Source organism: Vibrio chagasii (genome assembly GCF_024347355.1).
GTDB lineage: Bacteria > Pseudomonadota > Gammaproteobacteria > Enterobacterales > Vibrionaceae > Vibrio > Vibrio chagasii.
The window spans coordinates 1,994,764-2,011,082 of the sequence record NZ_AP025465.1 but is presented as its reverse complement, the minus strand read 5'-3'; the positions used below and the strand labels follow the sequence as shown (position 1 = coordinate 2,011,082).

Annotated in this window: 13 protein-coding genes; 4 read left to right on the top strand and 9 right to left on the bottom strand. The window is 45.6% G+C overall.

The genetic code is table 11. The features are described from left to right. Positions 1–25: 25 nt before the first annotated feature. From OCV52_RS09240 to OCV52_RS09230, 3 genes are all read right to left on the bottom strand, one after another. Positions 26–691, bottom strand: a complete 666-nt coding sequence (locus OCV52_RS09240) for an OmpA family protein (protein WP_137408587.1) — start codon at positions 689–691, stop codon at positions 26–28. Positions 692–807: 116 nt separating this feature from the next. Then, positions 808–1,497: a DUF2786 domain-containing protein gene (locus OCV52_RS09235; protein WP_061032746.1), complete on the bottom strand. Its 690-nt coding sequence runs from the start codon at positions 1,495–1,497 to the stop codon at positions 808–810. Positions 1,498–1,706: 209 nt separating this feature from the next. Next, the gene (locus OCV52_RS09230) at positions 1,707–2,390 is read right to left on the bottom strand and encodes a DUF3334 family protein (RefSeq protein WP_008223007.1); all 684 of its coding nucleotides are present in this window, start codon (positions 2,388–2,390) and stop codon (positions 1,707–1,709) included. A gap of 222 nt (positions 2,391–2,612) precedes the next feature. On the opposite strand from OCV52_RS09230, the gene ydiJ reads away from it, so the two are divergent. The 3 genes from ydiJ to OCV52_RS09215 all read left to right on the top strand — a co-directional run bounded on the left by ydiJ (position 2,613) and on the right by OCV52_RS09215 (position 7,978). Then, positions 2,613–5,648 carry a D-2-hydroxyglutarate dehydrogenase YdiJ gene (gene ydiJ / locus OCV52_RS09225; RefSeq protein WP_137408586.1) on the top strand — a complete coding sequence of 1,012 codons (3,036 nt, stop codon included), beginning with the start codon at positions 2,613–2,615 and terminating at the stop codon, positions 5,646–5,648. Positions 5,649–5,715: 67 nt separating this feature from the next. Beyond that, complete coding sequence (locus OCV52_RS09220; RefSeq protein WP_063522195.1) at positions 5,716–6,177, top strand: methyltransferase family protein; 462 nt, start codon at positions 5,716–5,718, stop codon at positions 6,175–6,177. Positions 6,178–6,322: 145 nt separating this feature from the next. Continuing rightward, positions 6,323–7,978: a trypsin-like serine protease gene (locus tag OCV52_RS09215; protein ID WP_137408585.1), complete on the top strand. Its 1,656-nt coding sequence runs from the start codon at positions 6,323–6,325 to the stop codon at positions 7,976–7,978. Positions 7,979–8,072: 94 nt separating this feature from the next. Here OCV52_RS09215 and OCV52_RS09210 read toward each other — a convergent pair whose 3' ends face one another. The 6 genes from OCV52_RS09210 to hutC form a co-directional block, all read right to left on the bottom strand. Beyond that, positions 8,073–8,798 carry a DUF3581 domain-containing protein gene (locus tag OCV52_RS09210; RefSeq protein ID WP_137408584.1) on the bottom strand — a complete coding sequence of 242 codons (726 nt, stop codon included), beginning with the start codon at positions 8,796–8,798 and terminating at the stop codon, positions 8,073–8,075. 208 nt (positions 8,799–9,006) lie between these two features. Beyond that, positions 9,007–10,539, bottom strand: coding sequence for a histidine ammonia-lyase (hutH, locus tag OCV52_RS09205; protein ID WP_102424010.1), 1,533 nt, complete (start codon positions 10,537–10,539; stop codon positions 9,007–9,009). 14 nt (positions 10,540–10,553) lie between these two features. Continuing rightward, entirely contained in the window at positions 10,554–12,248 is a 1,695-nt protein-coding gene (gene hutU, locus OCV52_RS09200; RefSeq protein ID WP_137408583.1) for a urocanate hydratase, read from the bottom strand. Positions 12,249–12,308: 60 nt separating this feature from the next. Beyond that, entirely contained in the window at positions 12,309–13,334 is a 1,026-nt protein-coding gene (gene hutG / locus OCV52_RS09195) for a formimidoylglutamase (protein ID WP_137408582.1), read from the bottom strand. Beyond that, positions 13,321–14,565, bottom strand: a complete 1,245-nt coding sequence (gene hutI / locus OCV52_RS09190) for an imidazolonepropionase (RefSeq protein ID WP_137408581.1) — start codon at positions 14,563–14,565, stop codon at positions 13,321–13,323. Before hutI ends, hutG begins: the two co-directional genes overlap by 14 nt. Positions 14,566–14,678: 113 nt before the next feature. Continuing rightward, entirely contained in the window at positions 14,679–15,392 is a 714-nt protein-coding gene (gene hutC / locus OCV52_RS09185) for a histidine utilization repressor (RefSeq protein WP_137408580.1), read from the bottom strand. A 181-nt stretch (positions 15,393–15,573) separates the two neighbouring features. On the opposite strand from hutC, the gene OCV52_RS09180 reads away from it, so the two are divergent. After that, a complete protein-coding gene (locus tag OCV52_RS09180; protein ID WP_137408579.1) occupies positions 15,574–16,317 on the top strand; it encodes a sporulation protein in 744 nt (247 codons plus the stop codon). Positions 16,318–16,319 lie beyond the last annotated feature (2 nt).

Below are 16,319 nucleotides of genomic sequence, written 5' to 3'. Positions count from 1 at the left end.
TAAAGGAGACTGGGCTTTAATCGTGCTACTTAAGTGGCAAGATTTGAATCTCTACACGGCGGTTACAAGCACGGCCTTGAGACGTGTTGTTGTCGCATAGTGGGTAACGTTCGCCGTTACCACGAGCAATGGCACGGCCTGCCGCTACGTCTTGAGAGATCAAAAATGCACGAACAGATTCAGCACGGCGCTCAGAAAGGATTTGGTTCGTCGACTCACTGCCAGTACTGTCAGTGTGACCTTCGATTACTAGGCTAGTGTCTGGGTATTCAACTAGGATACGTGCAACACCACGAAGTGTGTTGTGAATGCTTGATTCAAGCGCGTAAGAACCAGAATCGAAACCAATGCCGTTTTCAAGGCGAAGTAGAAGTTGGTTTTCGCCAACACGCTCTACCTGAACACCTGAGTTCATCAGTTCTTCACGAAGTGCCGCTTCTTGTCGGTCAAAGTAGTAACCAATACCACCGCCAACAGCAGCACCGCCGGCAGCACCAATAAGAGCACGTTTACCACGGTCTTTAGAGTCACCGGTAGCAGCACCAGCAACGGCACCAGCGATTGCACCAATTAGAGCGCCTTGAGTTGCAGAGTTAGTCTCAGATTCGCCAGTAGTAGCGTTTTGGCGTTGAGTTGCCTGACAACCCGTAAGTGCGACAGTAATCGCTAGGGCTAGTGTGATTTTTTTCAACGTATTTTCTCCATCATGTACTTCTGTCAAACGTATGGATTACGAATGACAAACATATAGTCCTGTAGGTCCTATTGATGGTTTTTATCAATACGCTGAAGCAATGTAAAGCGGCTCTATGATTTAGATATCTTTTTAGGTGCCTGTGCCCCAGCAACTGGTCGATTAACAGACAATTTACGGCCTTTCTTCAAGCCAACTTCGTAATCAGCGGTGAGATTTTTCATCGCCTCTTTAAGTTGTTGTTTGAAGGTTTCGCGGTCGATATTTTTGAACTCTTTATCGATGTAGTTATTGATTTTGTTGTTCGACTCGTCGTCTGGTGTGATCGTCGGTAGTTTTTCAAGCGCACCTTCAACCCAACCTGATACAAAGGAATTCACGCGACGGGTTACTTCTAATGTACCCGTACCAGACCCCGCAAAGCTGTTGCGGAATTGGCCAGTATGTTCATTCAGTTCACGATAGATGATATCGAAAGCAAAGGCTGCAAAGATGGCACGATCGGCTTCACCGATGAACTCTACACGCTTGAGACCTTTATGGTTCAGCAGTACAGCTTCTACGCCAAATTTAGTGTTGATACCACGAATAACACGCAGCAGTGTTGAGCTGATATTTGCGGGTAATAGGTGCGTGGATTGAGTCTTGCCCATCTTGATAAATTCAATATCGTCTTTTTCGAGACCATATTTCAGCATCAAGTTATGCGCCATTTTGATTGCATTGGCAGCTTCATTGACGTTAGCAGAATTACCAAGCTCAAGACACTTAGCTATTTTCTTTAGGGCTTTTTTCTTATCCATCGACTACTTAATCATTACCGCAAATTTTGAAAAGTCCGACATTTTACATGTTTTGGCGGGTAACAGAAAGCAAAACTCACTCAGTGGGCGAGTTGGGTTCGTAACAATTAATTAAGCAAAACGGACTTTGGAGCATAAACAAAAACGCCATCAAGAAGATAGATGGCGTTAGTGACAGGGTTTTTGGTAATGACTAGAGGATTCGCAAACTAGATACCCAGTTCATCAAGCAGATCGGCTGCTGAATCATTGCCTGAGCTTTGTGTTGGCTTATTACCTTCCTGCATCTTTTTCTGAGTTGCTTCAAGAATGCTGTCTGGACACTCGTCTTCTGCAATCTCAAATTCTTCTAATTGGATGAACTCTGTTTTGTCCATAGCCAACTCAAGGTAGAAGATATTGTTGTTTTCAGTTGAGAAGGTCACACGACGCGCTTGTGGACGATCGAGATTGGTATCAACAGAAAGGTTTACTTGCTTGTTCAGTGCCAGCATTTTCGGTTGGTTTTGAGTGATGTTGGTTTGCAGCTCTTTGCGGATCTTATTAGTGAAGTCACCAACTAGCTGGTTCATTAATTCACCTAGTACGTCACCCACTTCATCAGATGTATGTAGCACAGCCAGTTCATTTTCCGGCATGCCCATGTTACGCATGTAATTGGTGTAGATCTCTAATGCGGCTTTGGACGTAAAATTGATAACAACAAGACCAGAAAAGCCGCCGTCAAATAGAACGAAGCAGCCAAAATCTGGCTTTAGGCTTGTCTTATTGATCTTTTGAACCATGGCTGAATAGGACACCTGAGAAGCCGTTGCTGATGTAAGTACGCTTGAGACTGATTGGCATAGCTTAAGAAGAATATCTTCAGTGGTGACTGTTTTATTTTTTTTCATTTTGATGTGCTCGTGGAGATGTCTTAAACAAAATGTTATTCAATATATTGTTACTGAATTAAGACGAAAGTGACTATTTCTCCATTCTTGCACTGAGATTCTGATTTGATCACCTTTTTATATGATCTTAATAGTAGTAAAGTGACGAAATTCAAAGAAAATTATTAAAAATCTCAGATAACCCAATGCTGATAGGATCAGCGAAGTAGGGGCAGGAAGCAAATGTTACCAAGACTTCAACTCAATGCTGATGTCGATCCAGTTGTTGTACGCTTTTTAGATGAACTAAAAACAGCGGGCTTTACTGGCGACATTGAATCTCAATATTCTAGCCGTTTGGCGGTCGCGACTGATAACAGTGTCTATCAGCAATTGCCCCAAGCTGTCATTCTTCCCAAAACAACACACGACGTTGTGCTTATCGGTAAAGTGGGTTCTAAATCTGCTTATGAACGCGTAACTTTTTCTCCTCGTGGTGGCGGTACCGGAACCAATGGACAATCCTTAACTAAAGGGGTTGTGGTTGATTTATCACGCTACATGAATCAGGTTCTGGAAATTAATGAGAAGGAAGGTTGGGTACGAGTTCAGTCGGGCATCGTTAAAGACCAATTGAACGATGCGGTTCGCCCTTACGGTTACTTTTTCTCTCCAGATCTTTCAACAAGTAACCGAGCAACACTGGGTGGCATGATCAATACTGATGCATCAGGCCAAGGGTCATTGAAGTACGGTAAAACGTCTGATCACGTGTTGTCTTTGCAAGCGGTATTCGCCGATGGTTCGTGCTTAGAATCTGATTTATCACATGGTTTACCGGAAGAGGGCGAGTTTGCGCATCATGCGCTTGCGGTAACCGAAGCGGTATGTCGTGAAAAACGCGCTCAAATCCTCGATAAATTCCCACCATTGAACCGCTTCTTGACGGGCTACGATCTCAAGAATGCTATCAATGATGACGATGACAGTTTTGACCTTACTCGCGTGTTATGTGGCGCAGAAGGCTCTTTAGCCTTCATTACTGAAGCAAAGCTAAATCTAACCCCAATCCCGAAAGCGCGCACTTTGGTTAACGTGAAATACAACACATTTGATTCTGCGCTGCGTAACGCGCCGTTCATGGTTGAAGCCAAGGCTCTTTCTGTAGAGACGGTGGATTCAAGAGTATTGAACTTAGCGAAGCAAGATATTGTTTGGCACACCGTGAGTGACCTACTGACGGATGTTCCTAACAAAGAGATGCTTGGCATCAATATGGTTGAGTTTGCAGGCCAAGATGAAGCGGAAGTTGAACAGCAAGTTCAAGCGCTGACCGCAAAACTTGAAACCATGGTTGAAAGCGAAGAAGCGGGTGTGATTGGCTTCCAAGTGTGCAGTGATTTGGCGAGTATTGGTCGAATCTACAACATGCGTAAAAAAGCAGTAGGCTTATTAGGTGCGGCGAAAGGTCGTGCTAAGCCGGTCGCTTTCGCTGAAGACACTTGTGTACCACCTGAAAACTTGGCTGACTTCATCGCTGAATTTAGAGTGCTGCTTGATTCGAAAGATCTAAATTATGGCATGTTTGGTCACGTTGATGCGGGTGTTCTACACGTTCGTCCGGCACTTGATCTATGTGACCCTATGCAAGAAGCCTTGATGCACGAAGTATCTGATGAAGTAGTTAAGCTGGTGGCGAAATATGGCGGCTTAATGTGGGGCGAGCATGGTAAAGGCTTCCGTTCTGAGTACGGTCCTGATTTCTTCGGTGAAGAACTGTTTACCGAATTAAGACGTGTGAAAGCAGCATTCGACCCACACAACAAGATGAACCCAGGCAAGATCTGTACGCCTTTAGAAAGTGACGCTGAGTTGGTGAAAGTGACCGGCACTAAACGTGGCTTTTATGATCGCCAGATAGATGTTCAAGTGCGCGACAGCTTTAAGCAAGCGATGGAGTGTAACGGCAACGGCTTATGCTTTAACTACGACACGAGCTCACCAATGTGTCCTTCTATGAAAGTCACTGCTGACCGTCGCCATTCACCAAAAGGTCGTGCTGGTTTAGTCAGAGAGTGGTTACGTCAGCTAACTGAGCAAGGCGTGGATATTCTCGATTTAGAGCAAGAAGCGCTTAAAGATGATACTCCGGTCAAAACTATGGTTGAGCGCGTTCGTAACACCATGAACAAACGCCACGAGTACGATTTCTCGCACGAAGTACATGAAGCGATGAATGGTTGTCTTGCATGTAAAGCGTGTGCGAGCCAATGTCCAATCAAAGTTGATGTACCAAGTTTCCGCTCACGATTCTTAAATATCTATTACTCACGCTATCAACGACCAGCGAAAGATTACTTGGTGGCTAACATTGAAACCATGCTGCCACTAATGGCGAAAGCGCCAAAGGTCGTTAATGCTGCATTGGGGCAAAAGTGGGTTCAATCTGCAACAGCGAAAACAGTCGGTTATGTCGATGCACCACTGATGTCGGTGCCTACGCTCAAAAATCGTCTGGCAAGCAAAGAGCTGCAACTTTTTGATATTCAATACTTAGAAGGGCTCTCTTCGGAAGAGAAGAAACAGCACGTGTTGATCGTTCAAGACCCGTTTACCAGCTTCTATGATGCAGAGGTGGTTGAAGACTTCGTCACTCTGGCTCAAAAGCTTGGCAAAACACCAGTGCTACTGCCGTTTAAACCAAATGGTAAGGCGCTGCACATCAAGGGCTTCTTAAGTCGTTTTGCGCGCGAGGCGAAATCCACTTCTGATTTCTTGTCGATGGTCGCAGATATTGGTATTCCACTCGTGGGTGTGGATCCAGCTTTGGTACTTTGCTATCGCGACGAATATGTCGAGATCTTAGCGGATAAGCGTGGTGACTTTGATGTGCTCACTGTTCATGAATGGTTATTACCATCGCTCGGTGACTATGAAGCGCGCTCTGCAAGTGAAGAGATGTGGTATTTATTTTCTCACTGTACCGAGAAAACCAAGATGCCAAATGCTGAAAAAGAGTGGGGCGCTATCTTCCAACACTTTGGAGCAGCCCTTACTAGCGTACCTGTAGGCTGTTGTGGCATGGCGGGGACGTTCGGACATGAAGTCGATAAGTTACAAATGTCGAAAGACATCTACGGTTTAAGTTGGAAGCCAAGGATGCAAGACTTACCAAAAGAGCGCTGTTTAGCTACCGGATACTCTTGCCGTAGCCAAGTTAAGCGTTTTGAAGGTGAGAAGCTCGCCCACCCATTACAGGCACTCGCACAAATTCTTTAAACTATTTAGCCCAGCAATTGCTGGGCTTTTTTCTAAACTAACAATGGAATTGTTAATAAGGAAAGCTATGAAATTTCTTGAGTTGAAAGTCCCACCAGTTGCTCTGTTTATATTGGTTTTAGTCGCCTCTTATTTCAGTGCGCAACAGTTGAGTACAGGCGCGATCGGGATGCCGTTTAAGTTCATCATTCTTGGTGTCGGAATCGTTTTGAGCGGCGTTATTGGATTAGCTGGTGTTTGGGAGTTTCGAAAACAGAAAACGACCGTTAATCCAATTAAAGTCGAAACCGCCTCTACCGTCGTTGATAGCGGGGTTTTTGGATACACGAGAAACCCAATGTATTTAGGCCTTTTCATTTTACTGTTCTGCTTTGGTTATTTCTTCCAGAATATTTTCAGCGTCTTGCTGAGTTTTGCTTTTGTTATCTACATGAATCAGTTCCAAATCAAACCAGAAGAGCGAGCGCTAGAGCAATTATTCGGTGCCGAATATGTTGATTACAAACAAAAGGTTAGACGTTGGGTCTGATTAATTTTGTGGCGGTGATGAGTTAGCCACCAATAATATCCGTTACGTTTTCAAGGTAAGCCATATTTTGATGTGCTTACCGTTTATATTTATTTTTTATCAAATAACCTGCCCGTCATTGTTAAAACAAATGAAAGGTTAGGTAATGAAAGTTATCCAGACAAAATGGCTGCCATTAAGTATTTATGCGGTTGGCCTCTCCTCAATGCCAGTGTTGGCAGATATTTCTCCTCAAATTATCAATGGTAACGAAGCAGCAAAAGGTAGCTGGCCATTTATGGTCGCGCTTGTTTCAAAAAATGTGGATGCCTACGAAGGGCAGTTCTGCGGTGCAAGTTTCATTGGTGAGCGATATGTACTCACAGCAGCGCACTGTATCGAAGCAAGCAGCAACCAAGATTTTGAGGTTGTCATTGGTGTCTCTGATCTTTCTTCGCCCGACGTAGAGCAGCACCGCTATTCTGTTGAGCAAATATATGCTCATGAAAGTTATACTCAAGAGCCTGCGAGTAATGACATCGCCATTATTGAGCTTAGCGAAAAACCTGCGGAACCTACCGTCAGTCTTGTCGATGGTTATGTTCGTGATAACTTGAATGCAGGTCAGATGTTAACCGTCATAGGTTGGGGTGATCAGAATTCATCAGAAGAGCAATACTCATCTACGAGCCAGTTGCATCAAGTGAATGTTCCGTTAGTTAGTCAGAGAGACTGTAACCTTGGTCAAGGAGATGGATATTCAGATATTGGCGCTGATGCTTTTTGTGCCGGTTACAAAGAAGGCGGCCGCGATTCATGTAGCGGGGATAGCGGTGGCCCAATCATGATATCTACCAATGGTCACTACGAACAGTTAGGTCTTGTGAGTTGGGGAGAAGGTTGCGCTCAGCCAGAGGCATACGGTGTCTACACCAACATAAGCCACTTTGCTGACTGGATAGGTAAGAAGACGGCAGGCTTTAGCTACCAAACTAAGGTGATGCTAGGCGCTCGACCTTTGGGACCGATTGAACACAAGTTTGAATTTACGAACAAATCTGATCAAGAGATTAACGTAACCAACGTATCTTTGGCTGCTGGTACAAACGATCCTATAACCTACAATGGTAGTGCGATTATAAAGAGCAATAGTTGTGCGACGTTATCACCGAATGAAGGGTGTGATGTGGTTGTAAGCTACAACATAGACTCAGTGGGTAAACATGATTTTGGTATCAAGGTGTCAACCGACTCACTAGCGGGTGTAGTGACATCAAAGGCACATGCTATTGGCGCTAATGAGGTTTCTGATACGGTGAATGCACTCGTCACGATACCTAAGAATGCTGTCTACAGCACAGAAGCTTGGGATGTAGAAGGGAATACGATAGCTTCACCAGATATTGCTAATAACAAGTCCACGGCATTCATTGTCGACGGGATCCCCGCTGGTACCGTGTCTTTGGATCTCAGCGTATTTTCTGAAGAAAAGCATGACTATATGGAGATCTACATTAACGGCTTTGAAGTCAGCGCGTTTGCGGGGCTATTATCTGGGACTGTTGAATTGCCAATGGCGAGAGCTAAAGACAATAGCTTCATGATTGCGTACAGCAAAGATGAGGTGGGTTCTGCAGGGCATGACAGAGTGACCATTAAGAACTTTGCTTATAGTAATGAAATTAAAGAGTTAAGCTTGGTGGAAGATCCAACCATCAAAAAGACAGGTGGTTCAATGGGTTGGTATTGGCTGGCGATGCTGTTAGGTGGCGCGATGATGCGTAAGTTACTTTTGTCATTGAAGAGGAAAGGTACTCAGTAAATAGCTGTGACTTAAACCAATATCTATTGTTTAGAATGAAAAAAGCCCAGCTTGAGGATATCAAGCTGGGCTTTTTAATTCTGTGTTGGCTTACTTAAGCGGCAGCTGCGAACTGAGCTAGAAACATCTCTTTGCGCTCGTTGAAGCGGTTTACTAGGTCGTCTACAGAAGCTTGGTCGTATGGCTTAAGGCCGCTTGCTACCATGCGCTTCACGCCTTTACCGACTACTTCGCCATCTTCTTTGAAATCGAAGTTCAGGGTCACGGTGCCACGCTTGCCTTCAACGTCAAAAGTCGCACCAGAGAATTCAACTTCTGGGTGAGAAAGGTCTAGGCGAGTAAACTCAACTTCCATGCTCTCGTAAATCACAAGAGGACGTTGGCAGTTGATCATCATTTGTTGCTCTTCCATAAGAGGAACCATGATGTGAGGGAAGTTCATACCTGAGAACTTAACGTAGTTCGTTACTACGTGCTCGATGAATGCTTGATCGTGGCTCTTCTCACCTTCACAAGACATGTGTAGGTACTCTTTACCATTTGCATCGATAAGTGAGCTCTCTTTTTCACACTTGTTATCAACGCTTAACGCAATACCGTTACCTACCATACCTGAAAAATCAAAACGCATTTTTTGGCTGATGCCTTCTTTTTGCAGAAGAACCGCAAATAAAAGATCGCCAGGAACACAGAAGCGCTTGTTGTCTTCATCGTGAATTGGGTTGAAATCGCCAGCTACTTTTTTAGCAAAGTGGCTTGCTTGTTCACGAGTGAATTGAAATTGATTGTCTTCAGTAGAAAAGTAAGGTGTCAGAAACATAGTATCGCTATTAGTCATCAAATCTGGGGTGGATTATAGCTAACTAACTTCGTTCTAATGGTCTATCCAGTTAACTTTGCTTATATATCAGTCAATTAGATAGATACGTTGGATGGTATGTGGCAGTTTTACAGGGGATATGGTGACTGGCTCAATGCAACAAGGGCTAATCGATAGCCCTTGTTTATATGACGTGTTATTTCACGACTTAAAAGCTACACAAAATACCTTCAGGCATTAAGTGGTTGTGCACAGACAATTTGAGCAATAAGTTAGCTTGCTCGATGTCCGGTGCGAAGTAGCGGTCTTTGTCGTAGAAGCTGACTTTTTCACGCAGGATCTGTTTCGCTTCTTCTACTCGAGGTGAAGATAGATTCGGTGCTCTAAAATCCAAGCCTTGCGCTGCCGCTAAATACTCAACTGCCAAGATTCCACGAGTGTTCTCTGCCATGTCACGGAGACGACGACCAGCAAAGGTTGCCATAGACACATGATCTTCTTGGTTAGCGGACGTTGGCAAGCTGTCTACAGAAGCTGGATGAGCCAGTGTTTTGTTCTCACTAGCTAAAGCTGCTGAGGTAACCTGAGCAATCATAAAGCCAGAGTTAACTCCGCCATTGTCGACTAAGAACGGTGGAAGTTTACTTAGCGCGCTATCAATCAGCAGTGCCATTCGACGCTCTGACAAACTACCGATTTCAGCAATGGCTAAGGCTAGATTATCTGCGGCCATAGCAACGGGTTCTGCGTGGAAGTTACCACCCGAAATGATGTCACCATCGTCCGCAAAGACCAGTGGGTTGTCCGATACGGAATTCGCTTCAACCATCAGTGTTTCTGCTGAGTTGCGGATCTGCTGTAGACACGCGCCCATCACTTGAGGCTGACAACGCAGTGAGTAAGGGTCTTGAACCTTTTCACAACACGTGTGTGACTCACCAATTTCACTCTTCTGGTCAAGCAGATGACGGTAAGCAAGCGCAGCGTCCATTTGTCCACGGTGACCACGAACGCGGTGAATACGAGGATCAAATGGGCGGCGGCTACCTAGCGCAGCTTCAACTGACATAGCGCCACATACTGTCGCAGACGCGAACAAGTCTTCTGCTGCGAATAGGCCTTCTAAGGCGAATGCGGTGGATGCTTGCGTACCGTTGAGTAGCGCTAAACCTTCTTTAGGAGCGAGTGTGATTGGCTCTAGCCCTGCGATCTTCATTGCTTCCAAACCAGTAATGATTTTACCGTTGTGACGAGCTTGGCCTTCACCAAGTAGAACGGTACTCATGTGGGCTAGGGGAGCGAGGTCGCCAGATGCACCTACTGAGCCTTTTTGTGGCACACAAGGGTAAACCTGCGCGTTCACTAGATCGATCAGGGCATTGATCACCTTGAGTCGAATACCTGAGTAGCCACGAGACAAGCTGTTAATCTTGAGTACCATCATCAAGCGCACGGTTTCGTCAGACATGAACTTGCCGATGCCTGCTGCGTGAGACAGCACGATACTTTTCTGCAGAACTTCGAGATCTTCTGGGGCGATCTTGGTGTTCGCCAGTAAGCCAAAGCCCGTGTTGATACCATAAACAGTTCGGTCTTCAGCAATCACTTGTTCGACAACCTGCATGCTCGCTTCAATATCTGGGATTGCAGCAGGGTCGAGTGACAAATTCACCGGGCTACGGCTGATTTTACGCAGTTCAGATAGACCTAGATGTCCTGGTTTAAGTAATAAATTCAACATGTTTTCTCCAGACATTAAAGGCGACGAAGTTCTTCGTTTAGCATAGGTAAATCAAGTTTCTGTTCTTTCGCACACTGCTTAGCAATGTCGTAACCCGCATCCGCATGACGCATAACGCCTGTTGCTGGATCATTGTGAAGTACGCGAGCAATACGCTGTGATGCATCTTCACTGCCGTCACAACAAATCACCATACCTGAGTGTTGCGAGAAGCCCATGCCAACGCCGCCACCATGGTGTAAAGAAACCCAAGTTGCGCCTCCTGCTGTGTTTAGCAGTGCATTCAGTAGAGGCCAATCTGATACGGCATCTGAACCATCCATCATGCCTTCTGTTTCACGGTTCGGGCTGGCAACCGAACCTGAATCTAGGTGGTCACGACCGATAACAACCGGTGCTTTTAGCTCACCATTTTTAACCATTTCATTGAATGCTTGGCCTAAACGTTCACGATCTTTCAAACCTACCCAACAGATACGTGCAGGTAGACCTTGGAACTGAATGCGTTCACGCGCCATATCTAGCCAGTTATGCAGGTGAGGGTTGTCTGGAATCAGTTCTTTTACTTTTTGGTCTGTTTTGTAGATGTCTTCTGGGTCGCCTGAAAGGGCTGCCCAACGGAATGGACCGATGCCTTCGCAAAACAGTGGACGAATATAAGCAGGAACGAAACCCGGGAAATCAAACGCGTTTTCTACGCCTTTTTCCAGTGCCATTTGGCGAATGTTGTTACCGTAATCTACGGTCGCAGCGCCGCGATATTGCAGGTCTAGCATCGCTTGAACTTGAATCGCCATCGATTGTTTAGCTGCCTTAACGACCTTAGCTTCATCAATAGTGCGCTCTTGTGCGGCTTTCTCCATCGTCCAACCTTGTGGCAAATAGCCGTTCAGAGGGTCATGGGCAGAGGTTTGGTCAGTAACGACATCTGGTGTGATGTTTCGCTCTACTAACTCAGGGAAAACATCCGCAGCGTTACCTAGCAGGCCAACAGAAATAGGTGTGTCAGACTCTTTAATAATAGCCATCGCTTCGTCTAGGCTGGTGGCTTTCTTGTCTACATAACCAGTACGCAGGCGGTAATCAATTCGTGATTCATCGCATTCAACCGCAATCATTGAGAAGCCAGCCATGGTAGCTGCAAGAGGTTGAGCGCCACCCATGCCGCCAAGGCCACCGGTGAGTACCCATTTGCCTTTTGCTTCGCCTTGGAAGTGTTTCTTCGCGATAGCGACAAAGGTTTCGTAAGTACCTTGAACGATGCCTTGTGAACCGATGTAGATCCAGCTACCTGCGGTCATTTGGCCGTACATCATCAAGCCTTCTTTATCGAGCTCGTTGAAATGTTCCCAGTTTGCCCAGTGTGGAACAAGGTTCGAGTTAGCGATTAACACGCGAGGTGCGTTTTTATGAGTCGGGAACACGCCTACAGGTTTACCAGACTGAACAAGTAATGTTTGGTCGTCTTCTAAACGCTCTAATACTTCAACAATCTTGTCGTAACATTTCCAATCACGTGCTGCACGACCAATACCGCCATACACAACCAGTGCATGTGGGTGTTCTGCCACATCAGGATCTAGGTTGTTCATTAGCATACGAAGGGGTGCTTCTGTTAACCAAGATTTTGCGCGCAAAGTGGTGCCATGAGGTGCGCGAATTTCGCGAGTCGTGTCGAGACGAGGGTCACTGTTGTGGTGTTCCGTCATTTTGAAATTCCTTCTGTTTCACGTTATATCGTTGTAGTTGTATTTATCTATATAGCTGGCTTATTCACTGGTCATTGCACGGGCAATATCCCAACACAAACGTGCCGCCAATCGAGCCGTTTGACCGTCGACGTCGTAGTCTGGGTTATATTCCGCAATGTCCGCGATAATGAGTTTCTCACTGTGTTTAAAAATCTGTTCTAGGAAAGGCGCGAGCGCTTCATAGCTAACGCCTATTGCTGCTGGGGCACTAACACCCGGCGCAGTCGCCGCTGGGAAGACATCGAGATCAATAGTGAGATAGAGGTAATCACACTCAGCGATGAATTTTTGCAACTTAACTAGTTGAGCAATTTGGTTTACTTGGGTGATATCGCGATCATGTTCGTACCACACACCAAGTTGGTCGGCTTTGTTGAACAGCGCTTTGGTATTGCTGGCGGCACTTACACCGAGACACGCGTAATGAAATGGCCACTGATGTGTGTGGCAGTATTCGCTAATCTGATTAAAGGGTGTGCCTGAGCTTGGTTTGACGTCAGCGATGTCGCTTTCAAATTCACGAAGGTCAAAGTGAGCATCAAAGTTAACGATGCCTATCTTAGGTTTGTGATCTGATTGAGTTCTGTGAAGATGCTCAGCTAGGCCTTGGAAAGAAGCCCAAGCGACTTCGTGACCACCGCCAAGGGTAATCACTTTGCTGGTGGATAGCGCATTGGCAATCACAGTAGCGCACTGCTTTTGGCTGAGTTCTAATTGATCATCGCTACATTCGATATCGCCAAGATCATTAATGCGTGTATCACTGTGCCAAGCCATATTGGCTAATGCTTGGCGAATCAAATTAGGTGCTTGTTTTGCGCCAACACGTCCTTTATTTCTTGCCACTCCGGCATCGCTAGCAAAGCCAACCAAGGCAACAGCGTTGTCAGTAAGCCCTTCATTTAAAACATTACTTTGTACTTGCGTGGTAATGTGATGAACACGAGTACCGAGCTCACCATCTTCAAGGTCATTACGCCCCGTCCACACAAAGTTGTGAGTGGTGGATACTGTATTAGTGCAGCTGGATTTAGATTGAGTCATGACAGACCTCGCCATTAACAATGCGCTTATGCAGGTGAGGAACACCAACTTGATAGCTTAAGTCGGCAGGGTGCTCGATATTCCAGATAGCCAAATCAGCAGAGTAACCCACTTCAATTTTGCCTCTGTTTTGTGACTCGCCAATGGCAGCAGCTGCATGGCAAGTTACCCCACGTAATGCTTCTTCTGGGGTTGTACCAAATAGGGTGCAGCTCATGTTCATCATCAGCGTTAAGTCCGCAAAGGGGGAAGTGCCGGGGTTTAAGTCGGTCGCGATTGCCATTGGGATGTTGTGCTCGCGAAGTAGGGCAATAGGTGGCTGTTGAGTCTCTTTCAAAAAGTAGAAAGCGCCCGGTAATAAGGTAGTGACAGTACCTGATTCCGCCAGTGCTTTTACTCCGGTTTCATCTAGGTACTCAACATGATCAACAGACAGAGCACCGTATTTCGCGGCAAGCGCACTGCCGCCCATGTTAGAAAGCTGCTCTGTGTGGCCTTTGATCGCTAGCCCATGTTCTTTAGCTGCCGCAAATACACGCTCAGTTTGTTCTAGGTTGAAGCCGATCGATTCACAGAATACGTCGACTGCGTCAGCTAGTCTTTGCTCTGCGGCTTTAGGGATGATCTCTTGGCATACCAGATCAACGTAACGATCTGGCTGTTCTTTATATTCTGGAGGTACAGCATGTGCTGCAAGGAGTGTGGTGGTTATTTTAATACGACGGTGGTTTTCTAAGGCTTTAGCAGCACGTAACATCTTGAGTTCATCATCAAGCGTTAAACCATAGCCAGACTTTACTTCAACGCTGGTGACACCACTTCTTAGCAGGCCGTCTAATCTAGGCAGCGCCATCTCAACCAGTTCGGCTTCTTGTGCAGCTCGTGTCGCCGTTACTGTCGCTAAAATACCACCGCCTTGCTTTGCGATGTCGGTGTAGGAGACACCATTTAAGCGTTGTTCAAACTCATTGGCACGATTACCTGCAAACACTAGATGTGTGTGGCAATCAATCAAACCTGGGGTAACGAGCTTGTTTTTACAGTCGTAGATGATGTGATCAACAGAGCGGCTAGCACTCGCGGTGTCACAATGAAGTGACTCATCGCTTGAGTGAGACAGGGATACGATCTTACCGTTTTCGATAACGATATCTTGCGGGGAAGAAGGTTGATAACCGTCGGCTCCCAAGCTCATCGAGACCACTCGTGCATTTTTGAGGATCAAATTCATAATCACCTAGATCTTTGCTAAACAATAAATGTATATACAAATAAATAGGCTAAATACTGACCCGAATCAAGTTGATGTTGCAAAAATGTGATCGGCGATCAGGATGATATTCTTTAATCTAAAACGATCTTAGAGCTTAATTTGTACTTAGAGCCTGGGTGGTAGAGTAATGCAAAGCTGATAAGGCGCTCCTTGCTCCATGTTCTTCTATTAAGAAGCAAGCAAGGTTCTGATTCCGTTAGCTTTAGTGCTTGGCGGATGTTGGAGTCTGGAACGATGGCTTCGACTGTGTGCTCAATCGCACTCAACGGGCAACTTTTGGAAAGGTATTCATTCGGTGTTGAGGTTGAAAAGTCTTGTTCTAAGTATTGGGGAGCTGCTTGCGAGTTTACCCAGCGAGCTTCTAGTTGTATAGGTGTGTTATCGGCAAAGTGGATGATTTCACTATAGAAGACTTCCGCATTGATCATCACACCTAACCGTGTAGCGGTGCTCTCATCTGCCTTGATACTATTGTGCTTGATCACTTGGCTTGTGTACGTTTGGCCACGGTCTTTGATCTCTTGTGCGATGTTGTTGATATCAAGTAGGGGAGATTGCGCTTTTTCCTCTGGCTCACATACAAAAGTGCCCAGTCTTGGTTTCCGAATTAGCTTGCCTTCAGATACAAGATCTCGAATGGCTTTATTCACCGTCATTCTACTCACGTTGAACTGCTCTGTGAGTTCGAGTTCCGTGGTGATTTGATAGCCAACCGGCCAATGACCATTGCTGATCTTATCGTCTATGAACTGTTTTATTTGCAGGTAGAGCGGCGCTTTCGACATAATGAAACCTTATTTGACTATACAAATAGAGTAACGGATTTTTTCACGATTTCAACATTTCCTCAGAGGATGTGAGCTTGTTCAACATAGATAGCGCAAATGTCTTGATTCTGTGGGGCAAGTGTCGCAAATTGTCACGCAATAACTATTCGTAAATCAGATAATTACAAAGGGAAAGAATATGTTTAAGAAATTAAAGGCCTCGCTAGGCATAGGTGCAGCTAAGGTCGATACCGTCTTAGATAATATTGACGTTTTCCAAGGTGGCGAGTTGTCTGGCAACGTTCACATCATTGGTGGTGATGTTGAGCAACAAATCGACATGATTAACTTGGTTCTCAACACAGAAGTGAAGGTGGAAACAGAAGACAGCACTAGCTACGAAACCTTTTCACTCGGTTGTATTCAAGCTGTAGAGCCGTTTGTGATTCAACCCGGTGAAACTAAGTTGGTGCCATTTCACCTTAAACTGAACGATGAAACGCCAGTGACGGCATTGAACGCAAAAATGAATCAGTGCCATGTTTGGGTAGAAACCAACTTAGATATCGGCTTCGCAATTGATCCTAAAGACCGTGATTTTATCTCCGTTCACCCATTGCCAACAGTCGCGAAAATCATTCAAGGTGTTGAAGCTTCGGGCATGACAATGGTGAAAGCAGACGTAGAGAAGGGCTACTTGAAAGGGAATACCTTCGCTTCACGTTCGGGTTGTTACCAAGAGATTGAATTTCGTAGCGGCGGCTTCGTGAATAATAAAGAAATCGAACTGTCGTTTATTGTAGATGGCTCTATGGTGCACTGCTTAGTCGAAATTGACCGTTCACTGAGCTTCCGCGGTGACCAATACATCTCATTCAGCCTGCCAGCAAACGCGGCTGACTCTGACATTCGTAATGCAGTCGCAAGAATCATTAGTGCGTAATT

Excerpts from the sequence above, each read along its gene's own strand:
- OCV52_RS09235 (WP_061032746.1), bottom strand. The coding sequence starts at position 1,497 with ATGGATAAGAAAAAAGCCCTAAAGAAAATAGCTAAGTGTCTTGAGCTT.
- OCV52_RS09230 (WP_008223007.1), bottom strand. The coding sequence starts at position 2,390 with ATGAAAAAAAATAAAACAGTCACCACTGAAGATATTCTTCTTAAGCTA.
- ydiJ (WP_137408586.1), top strand. The coding sequence starts at position 2,613 with ATGTTACCAAGACTTCAACTCAATGCTGATGTCGATCCAGTTGTTGTA.
- OCV52_RS09220 (WP_063522195.1), top strand. The coding sequence starts at position 5,716 with ATGAAATTTCTTGAGTTGAAAGTCCCACCAGTTGCTCTGTTTATATTG.
- OCV52_RS09215 (WP_137408585.1), top strand. The coding sequence starts at position 6,323 with ATGAAAGTTATCCAGACAAAATGGCTGCCATTAAGTATTTATGCGGTT.
- OCV52_RS09210 (WP_137408584.1), bottom strand. The coding sequence starts at position 8,798 with ATGTTTCTGACACCTTACTTTTCTACTGAAGACAATCAATTTCAATTC.
- hutH (WP_102424010.1), bottom strand. The coding sequence starts at position 10,539 with ATGTTGAATTTATTACTTAAACCAGGACATCTAGGTCTATCTGAACTG.
- hutU (WP_137408583.1), bottom strand. The coding sequence starts at position 12,248 with ATGACGGAACACCACAACAGTGACCCTCGTCTCGACACGACTCGCGAA.
- hutG (WP_137408582.1), bottom strand. The coding sequence starts at position 13,334 with ATGACTCAATCTAAATCCAGCTGCACTAATACAGTATCCACCACTCAC.
- hutI (WP_137408581.1), bottom strand. The coding sequence starts at position 14,565 with ATGAATTTGATCCTCAAAAATGCACGAGTGGTCTCGATGAGCTTGGGA.
- hutC (WP_137408580.1), bottom strand. The coding sequence starts at position 15,392 with ATGTCGAAAGCGCCGCTCTACCTGCAAATAAAACAGTTCATAGACGAT.
- OCV52_RS09180 (WP_137408579.1), top strand. The coding sequence starts at position 15,574 with ATGTTTAAGAAATTAAAGGCCTCGCTAGGCATAGGTGCAGCTAAGGTC.